Genomic DNA, 17,398 nt, shown 5'->3' on the forward strand with positions numbered 1-17,398 from the left:
CCCGGCTGCTCTTCTCAAAGCAGTCGACGTCGTAGCCGGCCTGGCGCAGCTGCTGGAGTGCTGAGATGCCGGCAGCGCCAGCACCGATGACACAGTAACGGGTCATTAGGGTGTTCCGTTCACGTAGTAGTTCTAGGGTGGATAAATGTCCGGTGGTTACCGGATGACGTCGCCGCCGGAAAGGGTGACTGTTTCGCCGGTCATGAAGCCCGCGGCTTCGTTGTCCGCCAGGATCCGGACCCACCGGGCGATCTCTTCGGGCTGGGCGACTCGGCCGAGAGGGATGGCGGAAGCCGCGGCCTCCATGCGGCCGGTGGCGGCGTTTCCGGGGGTGTTAACCCAGCCGGGCGCGATGGCGTTGACGCGAATTCTGCGGTCCGCCAGCTCAAGGGCGGTTGCCTTGGTGATCATGATGACGGCGGCCTTGGACGCACCGTACACAAGTTGGCCGGGGGAGACCTGAAAACCGTCCACGGACGCGAAGTTCACGATTGCCGACCCTTCGGGCATGGCCCGTTTGGCTGCTGCCATAACGTTGAGGACGCCCAGGACGTTGACGTCGAAGACTAAGCGGTACAGCTCGTCCGTATAGGTGTCCAGGGTGGAGGGCGGGTAGACCCCGGCGATGTTGGCTACCGCATGGATGGAGCCGCCCAGGTCCGGCAGGACGCCGTCGAGCTTTTCCTCCAGTGCCGCGCGGTCCCGCACGTCGGCAACCAGCGGGGTGACCTTGGACGAGTGGCCGTTGAAGTCAGGGGCGGTGACGTCGACGGCGATGACGTGCCAGCCGTCCTGAAGGAAGACTTCGGCGGTGCTGCGGCCCATACCACTGCCGGCGCCGGTGACGAGCGCGACTCGATCGGATTCTTTTTGCATGTCTTTTAGGCCCTGCTTTAGTAGCGGTCGAGAATTTGTGTGAGGGCCTGAATGATTTCGCGATCGTTGCCTGGCACGCTCTCAACTGCCACAAACTCAGACGTACCGGCACGCATGAGGATGAAACGTCCCCCTGCAAACCTCGCCGTCACGCCAGCTTTCGTGATGCTGCGAACCTTGACCATCAGTACTGCTCCTTGAATTCAGCTGCCCCTCGGCAGCTCAGTCGGTTTCGGGGCCCCAGCAGAAGGGGCAGGTGTCGTCGCAATCGAGGATCGGCAGGTCGGCAGCGCCGCGATTCTCCTGAATTCGCGTCGATGGGATCTCAACAATCTGGGACGTCCCGCCACGAAGAGCCAGAGTCGGTGGTGTGGCCATGAGAGACTCCTTTATCCCTAGGCGTTTTCCTTGGTATATAGATATTTCATCATTTTGACCTTTGGATAGCAAGAGATCCCGCCACTTTTTCTTCGCAATTTCGCTATTTTTTGTTCATATTTATAGGTTTCGCCTATGGACTATTGGTAATGGCCTCAGCGATCTGTGCTGGGAACAGCAAGCGATGCATGCACCGGAGATTGGGTCCGGGTTCCTGCTCCCCGGGTCAATTCGCCCTGCTCATAGGGTTGCCGCCCGGCCGTGCTGCACGTCATCTCGATGTCGCCTGGCCCCTGCCCTGCCTCAGGTTTGCCCGTCTTTTTCTGTTTCGGGGGAGCGGACGGCGCCCTAGAGGGCGTTTCGGATGCCCCTCATGCGCTAAGAAAGCCTGGCACCGTACAGCGGTGCCAGGCTTTCTCGTCGTCATCTTGGTACTTATGGGGGCTTCTTTATGGCCTCGGGGTGCTTTTGTTGCTGCCGGACAACTGCTTAACACATGCGGGGTAAGCAAGCCCAGTGGCTTCGTGCTTGAGAACCTAACTGAATTGGCTTGCTTCGGTGGTCTCGTTGGCTGGGTCCAGGACCCGGGAGCCAGTGGCAGCGGAAGTTGAGGCTTCGTATTCCGGAAGGACCGAGAATGAGTTTTTGGCAGTTCGTCTGGTCACGAAGTACACCATCACCACTACGACCAGTGCACCGACAGCGAGCAGGAACTGGACACGCAAATTCGGGTCAAGAGCCATCTGGGCCAGCACGGCGATCATTGCCGCGATCGCGACGAGCGACAGGTAGGGGAACATCCACATTTTCACCACAAGCTTCCCAGGGCTCGTGCGCCGGCGCAGCACTATCTGGGAGATCGCGATGATGACATAGATGATGAGGATTATCGGGCCGATGGAGTTGATCAGGAAGTAGAAGACTGTCTCGGGGGCAGCCGCGGCCGCGATGACACAGAGGAACCCGACTACAGAGGAGAGCAGGATCGCCCGCCGTGGAACCCCGGCGCGGCCGACCTTCACGAGGGCGAGAGGGGCCTCGCGCCGGGCAGACAGGACGAACAGCATGCGCGAGGCGGTGTACAGACCGGAGTTGAGCACCGACAGCACGCCGGTCAGAACGACTGCGTTCATGATCGTAGAGGCAAAGGGGATCCCCATCCTGTCGAACGCAGCGGCAAACGGGGAGGCGGCCAGAGCCGGATCGTTCCAAGGCAAAACGACGGTGAGCAGGACGATCGAGAGGACAAAGAAGATCGTGATTCGGGTGACGATGGACCGGGTCGCCTTTGCGATGGCCGCGCCCGGGTCCGGGGACTCGGCAGCGGCAATGGTGGCGACTTCTGCGCCAACCATGGCGAAAATAACGACGACTACGGAGCTGAAGATCGACCCCACGCCGTTGGGCATGAAACCACCGTGGGACCACAGGTTGCTGAAATCGGCCTGCTTGCCGGGCCAAACGCCAAACGCGAACAGACTCGCGAGGACGATGAAGACGACGATGGCTGCGACTTTGATACCCGCGAACCAGAACTCGAATTCGCCAAAGGATGAAACGGAGAGCAGATTGGTCGCTGTCATGGTGACCATCAGGACGAGGGCGATAAGCCACAGCGGGAGGTCGATCCACAACTGGATGATGGTGGCGCCGGCGATGGCTTCGAAGCCCACGACGACGACCCAGTAGTACCAATAAAGCCAGCCAACAGCGAATCCGGCCCATCCCCCGAGTGCCTTACGGGCGTAGTCGGCAAAGGATCCAGTGGAAGGGTTCGCAACAGCCATCTCGCCGAGCATCCGCATAATCAGGATGATAAGGACGCCGGTGGCGGCGTAAGCAATGACTGATGCCGGACCCGCGCCGCTGATGACGACGCCCGATCCGATGAACAGGCCAGCGCCGATGACCCCGCCCATGGCGATCATGGTCAGGTGCCGCTGTTTGAGCCCTGCTTTGAGAATGGGTGGAGGTGCCATGGAGTGTGCCTTTCCCCATGAAGGAGTTGAAGGACGGGATACCCAGGAGCGGCAGTCACAACCATGCACGGCCATCCGTAATCGATAAGGGAAATTGCTTTTTGCAGTCTTCGTTTCGACGAGGAGATATTCACGGCGGTGTCGGTTGGTGCGCTGCTGCCCAGGCAGATGTCATCGTGCTTGGACCTTCAGGGAACTACAAATCGATTTTATCTGGGTTCTTTGTCGTATTGCCATGCAGATTGGCCAAGGGCTGCCTCGACGCGAGCCAGCCCTCAGCCAAACCGCATCGGATCATTCGCCGGCGTTTACACTTGCGAGGTCCTGGGTGTTCTGGGCCTGGGAGTAAGCGTCCAGCAACCGGTGCGTGTCGGCCATCTGTTCTTCCCAAATGACGCGGCAATGTCGATCCGGTCTTCGGGTTCCTGCAATGCCGAAAGGTATGCCCCAATGCCGGCATCCTTGTCCTTCGCCGCGGCCTCCTGGAGCGCGATCATGCGGATAGCGGCCTTGGTTTGGACTCCGTAGATGGGGATCTGCGGTCCGCGCGGGGCGATCATCCCGATGAAATACAGCTTCTCCAGCCCCTCGGGCACAATTCCGCCGGCGTAGCGAACCGGAACGTTGCGGCTTCGGCGCAGCAGTGACTCATCGATAAACGGCAGACTGGCATGGAAGCCGGTAGCCCAGAGAATCGTGTCGTACTCACGGGCGGTGCCATCCGTGAAATGGACAGTCTTGCCGTCGAAACGTTCGATCCCGGGCACCACCCGGATACGGCCGTGGTGGATCCAGTACAGCAGCAGGTCATTCACGACCGTGCTGCCTTCTGCCAGGGTGCGGTGCTTGGGCTGAGGCATCCCGGGGTAGTTGAGCCACTCGCCGATCGAAACTCGGGCCAGGAGCCGGACGATGAGGTCCTGCTCGTCAGCTGAGAATTCGGCGAGGAACTCCACCTCCTGGCGGGGCTTCCCAAAGTAGGTTTTGGGCTGGAAGTAGGTGCCTTCGCGAATCACGATGTCTGCCTCAAGGCGGTGCTGGGCGACGTCGACTGCGAGGTCGCAACCGGAGTTCCCGGCTCCGACCACCAGCACCCGGCCGCCCTCGACATCGCCGACGTTGCGGTAGGAGCCGGAGTGGATCTGTTTCCCCGTAAACGTTCCCGGGAACTGCGGGACCTTCTGGTCCCAGAGATGGCCGTTGGCGACGAGGACTCCGTCATAGTCGATGGTTTCCCCGGTCTCAAGGGTCACAGTCCAGCCGGCAGAACCGGTGGCGCCTTTCGTGGGAATGGGGACCACCGAGGTGACTGCTGTGTTGAACCGGATGATGTCGTAATGCCCTTTATCCCGGGCGTACGACTCGAGGTAGCTGCGGACCTGGTCGCGGCGGGGGAAGTGGGGATACTCCGTCGGCATCGGGTAATCCTCGAAGTGGGTCATGTCCCGGGAGGTGATGAGATGAAGCGCGTCGTAGTCCCTCTGCCAATGGCCTCCAACACGATCGGTCTTTTCGTAGCAGTCCACCCGGTATCCGGCTTCGCGGAGCTGTTCGAGTGCGGAGATTCCGGCGGCGCCGGCGCCGACGACACAATAGCGGGTCATGGTCGTGGTGTTCCTTCTTCTAATGAGTGAGCGTTACCGGGGCAGTCCCGGACTGGATCACCTGACCGTGACTCCACCGTCAATCAGGAAGTCGGCGCCGGTGGCGTACGAGGAGGCATCGGTGGCGAGGAAGACGACCATGGGAGATATCTCTTCTGGCCGTGCGCGCCGGCCCAGCGGAGCGCTGGAGGAGGTGCCGCCGGCCGGCTCGTCGTCGTTCATCGGTGTTTCGACACCGCCGGGGCTGATGGAGTTAACCCGAATGTTGTGAGGGGCGTATTCGAGGGCGCCCGCCCGGGTGAGGGCGAGGACAGCGGCCTTGGATGCAGAGTAGGCACCGTAGGCTTCCGCTCCGCGGTGTGCCGCAGTGGAGGCGATGTTGATGATCGTTCCCCCGCCGCGCCGGGCCATGGCCGGGAACGCGGCTTTCATGCCCAGCAGGACGGATGCCGTGTTCACCTTCTGGAGCAGCTCCCACTCGCTCAACTGCAGTTCATTAAGCGGAGTGACGCGGATGATGCCGGCGTTGTTAACCAAGGCGTCGAGTCCGCCTTCGTGATGTTCGATGTCGGCGACGGCGCGGGCCCAGGCAACCTCGTCCGTGACGTCGAGGTGGAGGTAGCGCACGGACAGGTTCTTGTTGTTCAGCTCCGCAACGGTTTTTTCGCCATCCTCGTCACGGACGTCGGCGATGACGACGCGCATGCCCGCAGCTGCCAGGGCTTCGGCATGGGCGGCGCCCTGGCCTCGTGCGCCGCCGGTTACGAGAGCGACGCGTCCAATGGTTTCGTTCATTTCAGATGTTCCCTAAGTAGTGGATGTTGCGAGGCCTGGTGCCGGGTACCGGCACCAAGCCTCGCGGGTATTGGGGGGGTGGTTAGAGCATTCCCGGCTCGCCGACTTCTGCGGCGCTGGGATCCATGCCGTATTTCTTCAGCAGGCTTGCGATGGTTCCGTCTTTGCGGAGCTCTTCGATGTTTTCGTTGAGCGCATTAGTGAGGTTGTTGTTGTCGAGCTTGGTCGGCCAGTTCAGCTGGCCAGGGTGCGCGGTGACGGGAATGCGGGAATCGGGCTGCAGAGGCACGATCTGGGCGCCCTTAATAGGGTTAGATTCAAATCGGGCTGTAGTGGCGCCGACACTGTCGATGACCGCGTCGATGCGGCCGGCCGCGAGGTCGCCGAACACGGCTTCCGGGTCCTGGTACACGGAGAACTTGTCGCCGAACACCTGGGCGAACTCATCGTTCCAGAGGTTACCGGCGACGGAACCAATCTTCTTGCCGTCGAGTTCGGCGATGGTCTTGTAGCCGGCAACGGAAACGAGCGCACCCTGGTCGAGGTAGACAGGGTTGCTCAGGGCGACAACCTTGGCTCGGGCCTTGGTCCGCCACCAGTCTGCCGCTGCCAGGTCTGCCCGACCGGCCTGGACGGCTGGGATCGCGGCGCCGGCACCTCCCGAGGACTCGACGGTCACGGTAAGGCATTCGCGTTTGGCGATCTCGTTGAGCAGGTCACCCTCAACACCGGAGATCTGGTTTCCGTCGATCTTCAAGTGGGGGGCAAAGTCGTAGGCAGCAACGGTGAGAGTACCTGGATTGATGGTTGAGAACTGGTGCTTCGGTGTGCAGGATGGATCGGCAGCCGCACCGGCGTTGCTGCCGCAGCCGGACAGTGCGAGTGCCAGGCCTGCAAAGGCTACAGCGGCGGCAGCGCCGTAGCGGGCACGGGAGCTGGTGGGGTTCATGATGCGTCCTTTGTGTTGGGGTGGATTAGATGTGTCGGTTGAGCCGGCGCTCGGCGAGGCGAACAAAGGCCAGGGCGATGATGGTGATGGAGCCGTAGAGGACGGCGGTCAGGCCGAAGACGCTGAGGTATTCGAACGTAACGGAACCCAGGGCGTAAGCCTTCGACATCAGTTCAGGGACCGCGATGACGAAGGCCAGGGAACTGGTCTGGAAGATCGTGACGGCGAGGCTGGCCAGGGGAGGGGTGGAGATCCTGACTGCCTGGGGGAGGACGATGTAACGGAAGCCGGACCATCCGCGGAGGCCGGAGGTGATGGCGGCCTCACGCTGTCCGGCCGGTACAGCTGCGAGCCCGGCGCGGAAGAGCTCGCTGGCGTAAGCTCCGGTGGTCCAGGACAGCGAAATCACACCGGTCGCGAAGGCGGGGAGAGCAACGCCGCTCTCCGGAAGCCCGAAGTAGAGCAGATAGAGGAGGACGAGTGCGGGGGCACCGCGGCCGATTTCGACTACCACGAGGGCCGCACTCCTCAGCGGAACGATCGGCCCTTCGATGGCGAGGGCAAGGACGAGTCCGAGCGGCATTCCGAAGAGCAGGCACAAGCCCGTCAGTGTGAGGCTTACGCCAAGTCCGGGGGAGAGCGCCGGAAGCCAGCTGATCCATTGGTCAAGAAGGGTCATCATGCCACCTCAAGCTTTTGACGGAGGGTGCGGTCGATCCGGCGGGCGGCTATGGCGAGCGGGACGCTCATGGCGATGTAGAGCAGACCGGCAATACTGAACGCGAGCAGCCCCTGGTGGGTTGCCCGGGAGACAAGGCCGGCCTGGTAGGTAATTTCATGGCCACCGATAGTGGACGCCAGTGCGGAGTCTTTCAGGAGGGCGATGGCGTAAGCGGCGATGGCTGGCAGAGTCACTTTGAATGCTTGGGGGGTGATGACGTAGCGGGTCTTGGGCAGGAATTTCATGCCGAGCGCCGTGGCCGCTTCCCATTGCCCTTTGGGGATGCTCAGGAGCCCGGATCGGTAGGTTTCGGCCATGTAGGCCGAGGCTATGACGGAGAACCCGATAATGGATGCGGACGTCGAGTCCAGGCGAAGGGCGTACTGGGGGAGGCCGAAGTAAATCAGGAAAATCCAGGTGATGGGTGGGATGGCCCGGACAACGTCAATGTAAAGCGTGGCCGCGATCCGCAGCGGTGACCAGGGCGATCGGCGGGCAGTTACCAGCGGGATGCCCAGGAGGGCTCCGATCAGCAGGGACGCCCCGGTGATCAGAAGGGTCATGCCAATTCCGGAGGAGACTTGGGCGAGCATATTTATCACCTGTCCAGAACCGCCCGCAGGAACTTCTTTGTGCGTTCATGGGTGGGTGCGGTCATAACCTGTTCGCTGGGTCCCAGTTCGAGCACACCCCCGTCGGCCATCACCATGACACGGTCGGATACGTCGCGGGCGAAGTGCATCTCGTGCGTAACCACGATCATGGTCATTCCCTCGTCGGCGAGGTCGCGCATGACCGCCAGCACTTCCAACCCCAGTTCGGGGTCCAGTGCCGATGTCGGTTCGTCGAAGAGCATTACCTTCGGTGAGAGGGCGAGGGCACGGGCGATGGCAATACGCTGCTGCTGGCCACCGGAGAGCCGTGAGGGGTGCTGGTCGCTCTTCGATGCAAGACCGACCCTGTTGAGCAGTGAGTTCGCGACGCTGTTCGCCTCCTCGCGGCTGCGCCCCAGAACCTTCCTTTGCGGGAGGGCGATGTTCTCCATCACAGTCAGGTGAGGAAAAAGGTTGAAGCTTTGGAACACCATGCCTGTGACTCGACGGAGACGGTCCAAGCTGGCGCGGTCGGGCCGCTTTTCACCGGCATTGACTGTGGTGTCACCGATGGTAATGGTGCCCGCGTTTGGAACCTCAAGGTAGTTCAGGCACCGTAGGAAGGTGCTCTTGCCGGCCCCCGAAGGGCCAATGATTGAGACGACCTCGCCTTGATTCATTTCAAGATTTACGTCGTGCAGCACCGTGTTCTTGCCGTAGGCCTTGCCCAGGCCGCGGACCTTCACTGCGCCAAGCGTCGGCGGAGACGCTGTTTGCTCTGGGGCGATTTCCACTGGCATTTCCCCTCTCAGGAGATCCATAGGTAGGAGCTTTGGAATATAAAAATGTAATCAGTCCCACCTAGAGATAGCAAGACATTTCCCCCAAAAGATGGGGTTTTGCCTGCCGGAAACAAACCAAAAGTCCGAGAAACTCACAGGAAATATAGGTTATGACTATGAAAAACAGGTATTGACCTATATGATGGATACAATTAGAAGCGCAAACAGAGGCTGAATCCCGCATGACAATGCTCCAGGTCAACTACTTCCTGGCCGCTACAGCGGCTGGTTCATTGACGCAGGCTGCCGAGGAGCTAGGCATCTCGCAGCCGACGCTTTCGGAGCAGATCCGGAAGCTTGAGCAAAGCGTGGGAGTGCCCCTATTTACGCGCGCGAAGCAGGGCCTGACTCTGACGGAGGCGGGGCAGCGGTTCCTGCCGCATGCTCGGAAAGTTGCACGGGACTACGAGGCTGCAATGGAGTCCGTCTCCGGGATACGGGACAGTCGGGAAGGTACGGTCGCATTCGGGATGTTCAATTCCGGACAATACGTCCTGTCCGGCCTGATTCCTGCGTTCCGCTCCCTCTATCCGAACATTCACGTCCGCGTCATTGGTTCAAACTCTGCCCAGGTAGCTGACATGGTGCGCTCCGGAAGGCTGGAAGCCGGCGTCGTCGCCCTGCCTATCGACGCCCGAGGGCTGACCATGAGCGACGTCCTGTGGTCATGTGAAGCGGCCTATTTCCATACCAAGCCGGTGCTCACCGAGCCTGTGACCATCGAAGGTCTGCTGCAGCGTCCGTTGGTGCTGCCCGACTCCGGTTGGGCCCAAAACGACCCGACTCGGCGCCAGCTGAGCGAACGGGCCCAAGCTCTGGGGAAACCCTTTGTCCCGGACATTGAGGTCGAAACTGGGGCAGCTGCCCTCGCTATCGCCGCCAGCGGCACTGCCGCGGCCGTAGCATCAGTTCCAGTGGCAGAAGCGCTTGGCTACACTAACCGACTGAACCATGTCAGCCTGGATCCTCCTCTTATTGAGACCTTCGCCGTCATTAGCCGGGATCCGACTACTCTTTCCCCTGCCACCAAGGCCATGATCAAACTTGCCGAGGAGCACATGCGAATGCTCCACCGCGAATACCAGCCCGTCTGACGCGCCGGGGCCGGAGCGCGACCACCGGGCCAGGAAAAGCCCGGTGCAGGCTTCCTGCTCGGTCCGGCGCTAAGGGCGGGGCGTCGCGCTGACGATCCGCGCGACCTCGGCCGACCGGTCCACGGTCGCGCGGGCGCCTTCAGCAATGATGTCCGTAACGCCGCGTTCGTCGAAAACCGCGAGAGCACGGACGGTAAGGCTGGCGGGAGGGGCCATGTCCTTGCGCAGGGCAGAGGCATCCGATGCGGGCTCAGCTAGCATCAGGCTGGCCCCGGCCACCGTCTCGCGGGCCAAGAGAACCGCCAGTTCCGCCTAAACAGACTCATTAGTGAGCGGTTCACAGATAACCTTGACCGTTTCCTCACTGACAGGAAGTTCATTCACCAAGTTGATTCAGTCCACTTCTAGTGATGCTGGAACGGTGCCCCGGAAGCTGGGCACTCGGTCTGGATATTGAAGAGCTCTCCGGCCTCCCACAGGTGCCACGATTCTCCCGTCTACCGACGACCCGTCTTAGCAGGAGCTAGAGTTTGCTAAGCCAGATCCTCCCCGAACTCCCGAAGGCGTCTCCTTCGAGAATCTTGCCCTCGATGCCACCCATTCGATCCGGAGGGAAGTCCGGCATCGCTGTTGTCACGCTGAGTTGCCACGCGGGGGGCTGCCCTCCAACTTTCATGGGCCCCAAGGGGACGCTGACCACGAAGCGGCTGCCGGTGGGGGGGCGGTGAGATGAAGCGGACCACCGTGTTGCGCAAAGAAGAGAGTGCGTGTGTGGGTCCGGACGCCGTTGACGATCGGCCACGCCTCCTGCTTCGGGAAGCAGTTGATGCTCATGCCAAGTGCAGTTTGAACCGGGTGAAATGCAGTCGAGCGTGCTGCCTGGCATTGTCCAGGAAGCGTCTGGACACCTAGGCTGAAGAGCAGTCGTCGTGTGACGTGGAACACGATACGTGTAAGGCCGCATTAGTTCCTTGCACGTCGCTAGGAAGGTGCAGGAATTCTGGTTATGGTGGCGGATGGCCGCCCTCGGGCAGTGGCTGGTTGGAAGTCTCTTGAGGATTGGGAGTACGTGGTTACGTCCACGTATGCGGGCTTGTCGATTTCCGTTGATCGCGAGACTGACTTTTCAGCTCGGCTGTCTTTGGTGAAGCTTGGCCGCTGTGAGCTGTCCCGGGTCGACTCGCCGCCGGCTACATATGAGCGGTCGAATCTGCATATTTCACGCGCTCCGGCCGATGACCTGCTGTTGAGCCTCAAGATGTCGGGTTCGTGTGTCGCTGAACAGTTTGACCGGCAAGCCCTGCTCAAGAGCGGCGACCTGGTGCTCTATGACACCGGCAGCCCCTACAAGCTGAACTTCCTTGAAGGATACAGGGAGTTGATTTTGAAGATTCCTCGTGCGGCTCTCGCATCCAGGGTAACTTCTCCATCTGCCGTCAGCGCGGTCCGGTTGTCCGGCCGTTCTTCGATTGGGCGGCTCGCCGGTTCCTATTTGCGGGGACTCGCTCGTGAGGCTGAGAACCTGTCCCCGCATGCCAGGGCCGGACTGGACTCGGCCATCTTGGATGTAGTTGCTTTGGCGCTTTCAGAGGTAGATGGGGCGTGCGCTGTTGACGAGAACGCGGAAAGGCTGGCTCGGGCGAAAACCGTTATGCGTGCGAACATTGCGGATTCAGCCCTTGGCGCAGCACGAGTCGCTGCCGCCTTGAACATCAGCGTGAGGACACTAAACAGGCTGTTTGCACGTGAAGGGGAATCAGCCATGCGATGGCTTTTGGACGAAAGGCTAATAGCCTGTCAGCGGGCGCTGTCCGAAGGGCGGACGAGGTCGGTATCTGATGTGGCGATGGAGTATGGATTCTCGGATCTTTCGCACTTTAGCCGCGTGTTTAGGGCCAAGTTCGGCATTCGGCCAAGTGAAGTGTTGGCCCTAGGACGACCGTTTCATCGGACTGGCTGAAAGGAAACGAGGACGCTCCCTACACTGTGCGAGTGCAGGGAGCCGCCTTCATAGAACTCGTGGGTTGCGGTCCGCCCGCAACGAAAGCGGCGGCACGAAAGCGCCATGAGCAGCGTGGCTTCATTGAACACATTGGTGATCCGCGTCTATGCGCTCCGGTTGCCCGGAGGATGCAAATCCGAGGCGGGTCTTCTCCGGCAGTTACCCGAGCGTCAGGCCGAGGATGACGGCGAAGTGACGACGACTGTATACCGCCCGTTTCGGCCGTCGACAGATGCGGGACCTGCGGTGGTAGCGGGCGCCGCGGCGGCGGCACACTGCAGCCAGACATGAGGGTGGGCGATGCGCCGGCTGCGCGATCGCTATAGTCAGCGCGAGCTAAGCCTTGTTGAACATCGTTGTTCCTTATTGGTGGGACGATCAGAAGCCGCGGTGGTACGGGCCGGTGGACCTCGTGTAAGTCGGAATTGGCAATGGTGGCTCCATTCCCATGTCCGCGGCTGCATGAATGGGCCAGAACGGGTCGCGCAGCAATGCCCGGCCGATGAAGACCAGATCGATGCCTCCGTCACGCAGGAGATACTCGGCGAGGTCAGCGGAGTGGATGGATCCGACCGAGGCCAGCGGCAGCGAAGATTGGCGTCGGATGTCTTGGACGAATTTGACCTGGTATCCGGGGTAGACATCCCCGCCGTAAAGGCTGGTGATGTTTCCGGACGTGACTTCCAGTAGATCGGCTCCTTCGGCCTCGAGCCATTTCGCGAGTTGGGCGGCTTCGTCCGCAGTGACGCCACCTTCGATCAGGTCGGTTCCGGAGAACCGGACCAGCAGCGGTTTGGAGGCTGGAAGGGCCTCTCGGACCTTCCGCACCACTTCGAGAAGGAACCGGGCCCGGTTTTCCAGGCTGCCACCGTACTCATCGCTTCGTTGGTTGGACATTGGCGCGAGGAATTCGTGAATGAGATAGCCGTGGGCGGCGTGGATTTGAATGCAGTCAACTTCGGCCTGATCTGCGCGGACAGCGGCCGCACCGTAGTACTGAACGAGGTGGCGGACTTCCTCTGTGGTCAGTTCAGCCGGCGTTGCGGAATCCTCTGAATGAGGTATCGGTGAGGGTGCCACACAGCCGCCGGGGAGTTGGGCCTTGCGCCCGGAGTGGGCCAACTGGACTCCGATCTTCGCATCGCAGGCATGGACGGCATCTACGATGCGGCGGACGCCGGCTATGTGCTCATCGGACCAGAGCCCGATATCGGACTCGCTGATCCGTCCCTGCGGGTGTACGGCGATGACCTCGGTCATGATCAGTCCCACCCCACCGAGCGCCCGGGCGCCGTAGTGAAGCACCTGGCGTGGGGTGACGGTCCCGTCATTTGCGGCCTGGTACATGAGCATCGGGGACATGACGATACGGTTTTTCAGGTCCATACCCCCTAGTCTGTAGGGGGTGAAGAGCAAGCTGTCGGTCGTCACTGTGCCACGAACCCGCCGTCGACGGACAGCATGTGTCCGGTCACGAAGCTGGCCTCGTCACCAAGGAGCCAGCAAATGGAGGCTGCCATCTCCTCGGGTTCACCCATCCTACCCATCGGGTGGAACGAGCCGGCGGCCTTGAACTCGTCGGTGCCGCGCTGGAGCCGAAGGCCCTGGTCCGTGATCATTGGTGTCAGTGTAAAGCCGGGGCAGATGGCATTGATCCTGATCCCCAGCCCGGCAGTCTCCAGCGCAGCAGCGCGGGTCAGGCCTGAGACGCCATGCTTCGCTGCTGAGTAGGCGGCATAGTTCGCCCCGGCAGTAAGCCCCCAAATGGAGCTGAGGCTGACGATGCTGCCGGACCCCTGCTCCTGCATGATCCGGATTTCCTGCTGCAGGCAGACAAAAACGGAGATCAAATCCACGTCAATGATCGCGTTGGCCGCATCCAGATCGAACTCGTGCACCGGTCCAATGGGACCTGTGATGCCTGCGTTGTTGACGGCACTGTCCAGTCGCCCGAATTCTTTCTTGATTTCCGTGAACAGACCGGCGACAGCAGCGTCGTCGGTGACGTCCAGATGCTTGCCCGTGGCGGTCAATCCGGAGCTGTGAATCTCCTCGACAACTTTGTCGGCGTTCTCCTTGTTCATATCGGCGACGATCACGTGATGGTCGCGCGAGGCGAGTAGGTGGGCGGTAGCCCGACCAATGCCGGATCCGCCGCCCGTTACAAGACCAATTTTCGTCATTGTAGTTCCTTTGGTAATCGGTGAATCATTGAGCCAGGTAGGCGCCGTCGATGTTGATCCCGCCGCCGGAAACGAACGAGGCCTCGTCTGACAGCAGCCAGACGATTCCGTTTGCAATCTCTTCCGGTTGTGCCGCCCGCTTGGAAGGGTTTGCAGCGGAGTCGGTGGCATGGCGTTCGATGGTGGTGGGGGAGTAGCCAAGGGTCTCGTCGATGATGGCAACGGGGGCGAGTTTGGTGAGTTCGTGGAGTGTTCCGAGCCGCGCGGCGCGGGTGCTGAAGATCCGGGCCAGGCGTTGGGTTAGGTGACCAGGGTTGATGTGTTTCTCCGGCGATCGTCCTGGGAAGACCCAGCTGCTGTTGGGATGCGCGGCCGTGAGGCCGTGCGTTGGGTTCTCAGCCAGGTCCCGCCAGGGCTCATCCAGCGGGGCTGGCAGGGCGATATTTATTGATCCGAGCTGGACGGTGACGAGTTCTTCGGTGACCGTCACGTCTTCCCACGTGAGCTGCGCAATGCGTTCGGCCTGTTGCCCGAAGACGAGGACGAGGACGAGGATCGCGGCGGCCTGATCCCGTGCTTCGATTTGTCCGCCAGCGTGGAGCACGCGTTTCAAGGCTTCATCCTGCCCTGTCTTATCGAGTTTGGCGCTCGTTCCACGACGATGCGAGGTGATGGTCAGCCCTGCAGGAGCGGCCTTGTTCTTGATGGCCCATTTCAGAAAGTGTTCAGCGATGCGCCTGGTGGTGGGTCCTTCTGCTTGCCAGAGGTCGAGGTGTGCTTGGGTCAGCCCGGCGAGACTGGCGCCGTGGCCGGTGAGCCAGTTGAGCAGGTCGATGGCGACGGTCACTTGCTGCTTGGCTCGGAGGAAAGCGCCGCGGGTGACCTCGTCCATCTGGTTCATTCGGCGTAGATGATGCCAGCGGATGTAGCGACGGATGATGTCGCGGTTCTCAGGGTTGTCGATTCGGTCGAGGGCTTGTGCAGACCAGATCTCGTAACGGCTGCGGAGTTCGTCCCTGCGGGGGAGAACGCCGTATTCGGTTAGGAGGCCGCGGACGTATTCACGGGTCCGCGAGTCGGGTAATTCGTCGAAGCTTTCATGGGTGATCTTTGGTGCGATGGCGAGGTTTCGGAGGAAGGCGGTGACGTGCTTTTGCTGGATCCAGGTGATGCCGCTGTTGGCGCGTTTCATAGACTTCAACGCCGTGGCGAGCGGAATCAGGCTCGGGGCAATTTCTCCTGTTGATGGGTTTGCGAGGACCTCATGGACAACTGTTGCGAGCACGCATTTCCAGCAGCGTCCCCCGCTGTGGAGTTCGTCTTCTGCTCCGCAGGCCTGGCAGTCGACGTTGAGCCGAACTCCCGAGCACTGGCGGCAAGCGGGCTGTTCATCGATGAGGCCCGGCAGGACGCCCGCATGTCCGCAGGCGCAGGTGCCTTTGGTGCGTTTTGCCTGTTGGTAGCAGTAGCCGCAGATTCCGCCGTCGGGCCACCTCGCAACGGTTTGGTGGTGCTGGTGGCAGCGGGCGCAGGGGACTGGCCAGTGGAGGGGATCCTCTGGCTTGCGTGGCCTAGTCACCGTTCTCGGGACTGACGAGGCGGATCCGCTTAGCGATCGGGTTACCGGGCTGGATTCCGAGGTCCTCACTGCGTTGCGGTGCGTTGGCCGTCGCCGCGGCGCGCATCTCCACGAACGGTTCGAACAGGTCGTTCGGGGTGCAGTCCAGGATGTCGCAGAGTGCCGCGAAGGTCCTGGCCGGGATGCGTTCCGGCGCCGCCGTGACAAGTCGGTAAAGCTGGCTTTCGGAGAGGCTGATGCCCCGGGAACGCAGAAGGGGCATCAGTTCGGTAGTCTTCCAGAGGTTGCGTTTGGCCATGAGGGCTCGCAGGTTCCAGCGGTAGCCTATCCGGCGCTGTTCAGGCATCTGGGTCCTCCAGGTTCGCGATGCGACGTGCAATCATCTGCTGCACGGTTTTCTGCTTGAAGTCCGACGATACCGACGTGTAGAGGCCAGTGGTCGAGGCGTACGAGTGGCCGACCTGGGTCTGCACGAACGCCGGATCGTAGCCGGCTTCGATCAGATGGGTCATGTAGGAATGCCGAAGGCAGTGGAGCCCCAGTTCCTTCGGCAGTCCGACGGCGTCACGGGCAGCTGCGAAGGCATCCCCGAAAGAACCGAGCGACATCCGGGCTCCACGCTCGCTGGGCCAAAGAGCCGATGACCGGTCGGCCGTTGGGAACCGCTGCCGCATCCCGTCGGATGTCCAGGTCTTCAGCTGGTCCACGACCCAATCAAACTCCGGAACCGTGAGGACGGTGCGCCGTCTGGGTCCGGACCCTGCCGCGCCTTTGGCGAAACGGACCTGCAGGGCGCCGAACCGGCCATAGTCGCTGACGTGGGGGTTGGGGCCGAAGTCCTCCAGGTCCAGCATGGTCATTTCGCGTCGGCGAAGACCATAGGCATAGCAAACCTTGAACGCCACCGAGTCGCGGAACAAGGGCAGCCACCGCTTGCTGCCGGCGGCGTACTCACGGTCGACGAGATCGTCGATGTGATCGAACAGCCGTTGCAGTTCCGCCTTGGTGAATGACCTCTTCTGTGCCGGCACCGCGTCATCGGTGGTGTGCCTTGGCATGTTCCACTCAAAGCAAATCTGGCTGGATATATCGCCGAAGGTTCGTTGGCAGAACTCGCCCCATCCGTAACCAGGATGGGTCAGGTAAGCGCAGAACATCGACACGGCGTTACCGTACGAACGCAGAGTCTTTAAGCTGATCGGCTTTTCCCCTGAGCGCAGCTCGGCCAGGAAATCCTCAATGTCCGCCGGGCCCCAATGCCACGGAAACTCGCCTGTGAACTTCTGGAACCGTTCCAGCAGCTGGCAGCGCTGTTTGATGGTCTGGGTCGTCAGCCCACGGGCCAGCATCTGCGCGCGCCAACCATCAAGCATCGCGGTGAAAGCCCGCTCATCAGCTCTGAACAGACCGATGTCCGGATCCACCAGCATCCGCGGAACGAAACCGGTAACGACACCACTCACTGCAACCCCTAAACCACGGAAACATGCATTAGATGCAGGAAACCTATAGCTTCAGCGTTCTACGCAGCAAATCCGGAGAACGTCACTGACATACGGCTGGAGAACAAACCTCATCTGACCTGCGGAAACGTCTGATACGCCAATTGGCGGGAGTTCTCGCAGCTACCTCTACTCCCGTGGTTTAAACGCCGATAATGGACGTTATGTAAAGTCGAATAGTGATTATTGCATCTGATGCATGATCACCCCTCCTCCGCCTGGGACTTGCTGCCACGCAGTCATTCATCTTTGAAAAGTGCCCGTGACCTGCGGAAACACTTCGTACACAGTGGGCGCAGGG

General features: G+C 61.1%; 19 protein-coding genes. 2 read left to right on the forward strand and 17 right to left on the reverse strand.

What is annotated here, in order from left to right; all coding sequences use genetic code 11:
- The 11 genes from PUN71_RS23240 to PUN71_RS22670 all read right to left on the reverse strand — a co-directional run.
- On the reverse strand, positions 1 to 106 hold a 106-nt coding region (locus PUN71_RS23240; protein WP_502861350.1), incomplete at its 3' end, for an NAD(P)-binding protein.
- A 50-nt stretch (positions 107 to 156) separates the two neighbouring features.
- Complete coding sequence (locus PUN71_RS22625; protein ID WP_277800236.1) at positions 157 to 876, reverse strand: SDR family NAD(P)-dependent oxidoreductase; 720 nt, start codon at positions 874 to 876, stop codon at positions 157 to 159.
- Positions 877 to 893: 17 nt separating this feature from the next.
- The gene (locus PUN71_RS22630; RefSeq protein ID WP_277800237.1) at positions 894 to 1,061 is read right to left on the reverse strand and encodes a hypothetical protein; all 168 of its coding nucleotides are present in this window, start codon (positions 1,059 to 1,061) and stop codon (positions 894 to 896) included.
- A 37-nt stretch (positions 1,062 to 1,098) separates the two neighbouring features.
- Positions 1,099 to 1,254 carry a hypothetical protein gene (locus PUN71_RS22635; RefSeq protein WP_277800238.1) on the reverse strand — a complete coding sequence of 52 codons (156 nt, stop codon included), beginning with the start codon at positions 1,252 to 1,254 and terminating at the stop codon, positions 1,099 to 1,101.
- A 536-nt stretch (positions 1,255 to 1,790) separates the two neighbouring features.
- The gene (locus PUN71_RS22640; RefSeq protein WP_277800239.1) at positions 1,791 to 3,233 is read right to left on the reverse strand and encodes an amino acid permease; all 1,443 of its coding nucleotides are present in this window, start codon (positions 3,231 to 3,233) and stop codon (positions 1,791 to 1,793) included.
- Between the two features lie 308 nt (positions 3,234 to 3,541).
- The gene (locus tag PUN71_RS22645) at positions 3,542 to 4,837 is read right to left on the reverse strand and encodes a flavin-containing monooxygenase (protein ID WP_277800240.1); all 1,296 of its coding nucleotides are present in this window, start codon (positions 4,835 to 4,837) and stop codon (positions 3,542 to 3,544) included.
- A gap of 57 nt (positions 4,838 to 4,894) precedes the next feature.
- Positions 4,895 to 5,632 carry an SDR family NAD(P)-dependent oxidoreductase gene (locus PUN71_RS22650; RefSeq protein WP_277800241.1) on the reverse strand — a complete coding sequence of 246 codons (738 nt, stop codon included), beginning with the start codon at positions 5,630 to 5,632 and terminating at the stop codon, positions 4,895 to 4,897.
- Positions 5,633 to 5,714: 82 nt separating this feature from the next.
- A complete protein-coding gene (locus PUN71_RS22655) occupies positions 5,715 to 6,581 on the reverse strand; it encodes an ABC transporter substrate-binding protein (RefSeq protein ID WP_277800242.1) in 867 nt (288 codons plus the stop codon).
- Between the two features lie 25 nt (positions 6,582 to 6,606).
- Entirely contained in the window at positions 6,607 to 7,260 is a 654-nt protein-coding gene (locus tag PUN71_RS22660; RefSeq protein ID WP_277800243.1) for an amino acid ABC transporter permease, read from the reverse strand.
- Positions 7,260 to 7,895 carry an amino acid ABC transporter permease gene (locus PUN71_RS22665; RefSeq protein ID WP_277800244.1) on the reverse strand — a complete coding sequence of 212 codons (636 nt, stop codon included), beginning with the start codon at positions 7,893 to 7,895 and terminating at the stop codon, positions 7,260 to 7,262. Before PUN71_RS22665 ends, PUN71_RS22660 begins: the two co-directional genes overlap by 1 nt.
- Positions 7,896 to 7,900: 5 nt before the next feature.
- Entirely contained in the window at positions 7,901 to 8,695 is a 795-nt protein-coding gene (locus tag PUN71_RS22670) for an amino acid ABC transporter ATP-binding protein (protein ID WP_502861352.1), read from the reverse strand.
- Between the two features lie 224 nt (positions 8,696 to 8,919).
- Between PUN71_RS22670 and PUN71_RS22675 the strand changes: the two genes are divergently transcribed.
- Positions 8,920 to 9,831 (forward strand): LysR family transcriptional regulator, encoded by a 912-nt coding sequence (locus PUN71_RS22675; RefSeq protein ID WP_277800245.1) that lies wholly within the window; start codon positions 8,920 to 8,922, stop codon positions 9,829 to 9,831.
- Positions 9,832 to 9,900: 69 nt separating this feature from the next.
- On the opposite strand, the gene PUN71_RS22680 is transcribed toward PUN71_RS22675, so the two are convergent.
- A complete protein-coding gene (locus tag PUN71_RS22680) occupies positions 9,901 to 10,137 on the reverse strand; it encodes a pyrroline-5-carboxylate reductase dimerization domain-containing protein (RefSeq protein ID WP_349361826.1) in 237 nt (78 codons plus the stop codon).
- A gap of 700 nt (positions 10,138 to 10,837) precedes the next feature.
- On the opposite strand from PUN71_RS22680, the gene PUN71_RS22685 reads away from it, so the two are divergent.
- A complete protein-coding gene (locus PUN71_RS22685) occupies positions 10,838 to 11,791 on the forward strand; it encodes an AraC-like ligand-binding domain-containing protein (protein ID WP_277800247.1) in 954 nt (317 codons plus the stop codon).
- Positions 11,792 to 12,211: 420 nt separating this feature from the next.
- Here PUN71_RS22685 and PUN71_RS22690 read toward each other — a convergent pair whose 3' ends face one another.
- The 5 genes from PUN71_RS22690 to PUN71_RS22710 form a co-directional block, all read right to left on the reverse strand.
- The gene (locus PUN71_RS22690; protein WP_277800248.1) at positions 12,212 to 13,264 is read right to left on the reverse strand and encodes an NADH:flavin oxidoreductase/NADH oxidase; all 1,053 of its coding nucleotides are present in this window, start codon (positions 13,262 to 13,264) and stop codon (positions 12,212 to 12,214) included.
- On the reverse strand, positions 13,261 to 14,016 hold the full coding sequence (locus PUN71_RS22695; protein ID WP_277800249.1) for an SDR family NAD(P)-dependent oxidoreductase: 756 nt from the start codon (positions 14,014 to 14,016) through the stop codon (positions 13,261 to 13,263). The genes PUN71_RS22690 and PUN71_RS22695 overlap by 4 nt, the downstream gene beginning before the upstream one ends.
- A gap of 25 nt (positions 14,017 to 14,041) precedes the next feature.
- Positions 14,042 to 15,301, reverse strand: coding sequence for an SDR family oxidoreductase (locus tag PUN71_RS22700; RefSeq protein WP_283532430.1), 1,260 nt, complete (start codon positions 15,299 to 15,301; stop codon positions 14,042 to 14,044).
- Between the two features lie 286 nt (positions 15,302 to 15,587).
- Positions 15,588 to 15,941, reverse strand: coding sequence for a helix-turn-helix domain-containing protein (locus PUN71_RS22705; protein ID WP_277800251.1), 354 nt, complete (start codon positions 15,939 to 15,941; stop codon positions 15,588 to 15,590).
- Complete coding sequence (locus PUN71_RS22710; protein ID WP_283532431.1) at positions 15,934 to 17,058, reverse strand: tyrosine-type recombinase/integrase; 1,125 nt, start codon at positions 17,056 to 17,058, stop codon at positions 15,934 to 15,936. Before PUN71_RS22710 ends, PUN71_RS22705 begins: the two co-directional genes overlap by 8 nt.
- Positions 17,059 to 17,398 lie beyond the last annotated feature (340 nt).

Source organism: Arthrobacter sp. NQ7, assembly GCF_029581595.2.
Classification (GTDB): domain Bacteria; phylum Actinomycetota; class Actinomycetes; order Actinomycetales; family Micrococcaceae; genus Arthrobacter; species Arthrobacter phenanthrenivorans_B.

What these genes read in the sequence shown, in the direction of transcription:
- PUN71_RS22625 (WP_277800236.1), bottom strand. Translation starts at nt 876, where the DNA reads ATGCAAAAAGAATCCGATCGAGTCGCGCTCGTCACCGGCGCCGGCAGT.
- PUN71_RS22630 (WP_277800237.1), bottom strand. Translation starts at nt 1,061, where the DNA reads ATGGTCAAGGTTCGCAGCATCACGAAAGCTGGCGTGACGGCGAGGTTT.
- PUN71_RS22635 (WP_277800238.1), bottom strand. Translation starts at nt 1,254, where the DNA reads ATGGCCACACCACCGACTCTGGCTCTTCGTGGCGGGACGTCCCAGATT.
- PUN71_RS22640 (WP_277800239.1), bottom strand. Translation starts at nt 3,233, where the DNA reads ATGGCACCTCCACCCATTCTCAAAGCAGGGCTCAAACAGCGGCACCTG.
- PUN71_RS22645 (WP_277800240.1), bottom strand. Translation starts at nt 4,837, where the DNA reads ATGACCCGCTATTGTGTCGTCGGCGCCGGCGCCGCCGGAATCTCCGCA.
- PUN71_RS22650 (WP_277800241.1), bottom strand. Translation starts at nt 5,632, where the DNA reads ATGAACGAAACCATTGGACGCGTCGCTCTCGTAACCGGCGGCGCACGA.
- PUN71_RS22655 (WP_277800242.1), bottom strand. Translation starts at nt 6,581, where the DNA reads ATGAACCCCACCAGCTCCCGTGCCCGCTACGGCGCTGCCGCCGCTGTA.
- PUN71_RS22660 (WP_277800243.1), bottom strand. Translation starts at nt 7,260, where the DNA reads ATGACCCTTCTTGACCAATGGATCAGCTGGCTTCCGGCGCTCTCCCCC.
- PUN71_RS22665 (WP_277800244.1), bottom strand. Translation starts at nt 7,895, where the DNA reads ATGCTCGCCCAAGTCTCCTCCGGAATTGGCATGACCCTTCTGATCACC.
- PUN71_RS22670 (WP_502861352.1), bottom strand. Translation starts at nt 8,695, where the DNA reads ATGCCAGTGGAAATCGCCCCAGAGCAAACAGCGTCTCCGCCGACGCTT.
- PUN71_RS22675 (WP_277800245.1), top strand. Translation starts at nt 8,920, where the DNA reads ATGACAATGCTCCAGGTCAACTACTTCCTGGCCGCTACAGCGGCTGGT.
- PUN71_RS22685 (WP_277800247.1), top strand. Translation starts at nt 10,838, where the DNA reads ATGGTGGCGGATGGCCGCCCTCGGGCAGTGGCTGGTTGGAAGTCTCTT.
- PUN71_RS22695 (WP_277800249.1), bottom strand. Translation starts at nt 14,016, where the DNA reads ATGACGAAAATTGGTCTTGTAACGGGCGGCGGATCCGGCATTGGTCGG.
- PUN71_RS22705 (WP_277800251.1), bottom strand. Translation starts at nt 15,941, where the DNA reads ATGCCTGAACAGCGCCGGATAGGCTACCGCTGGAACCTGCGAGCCCTC.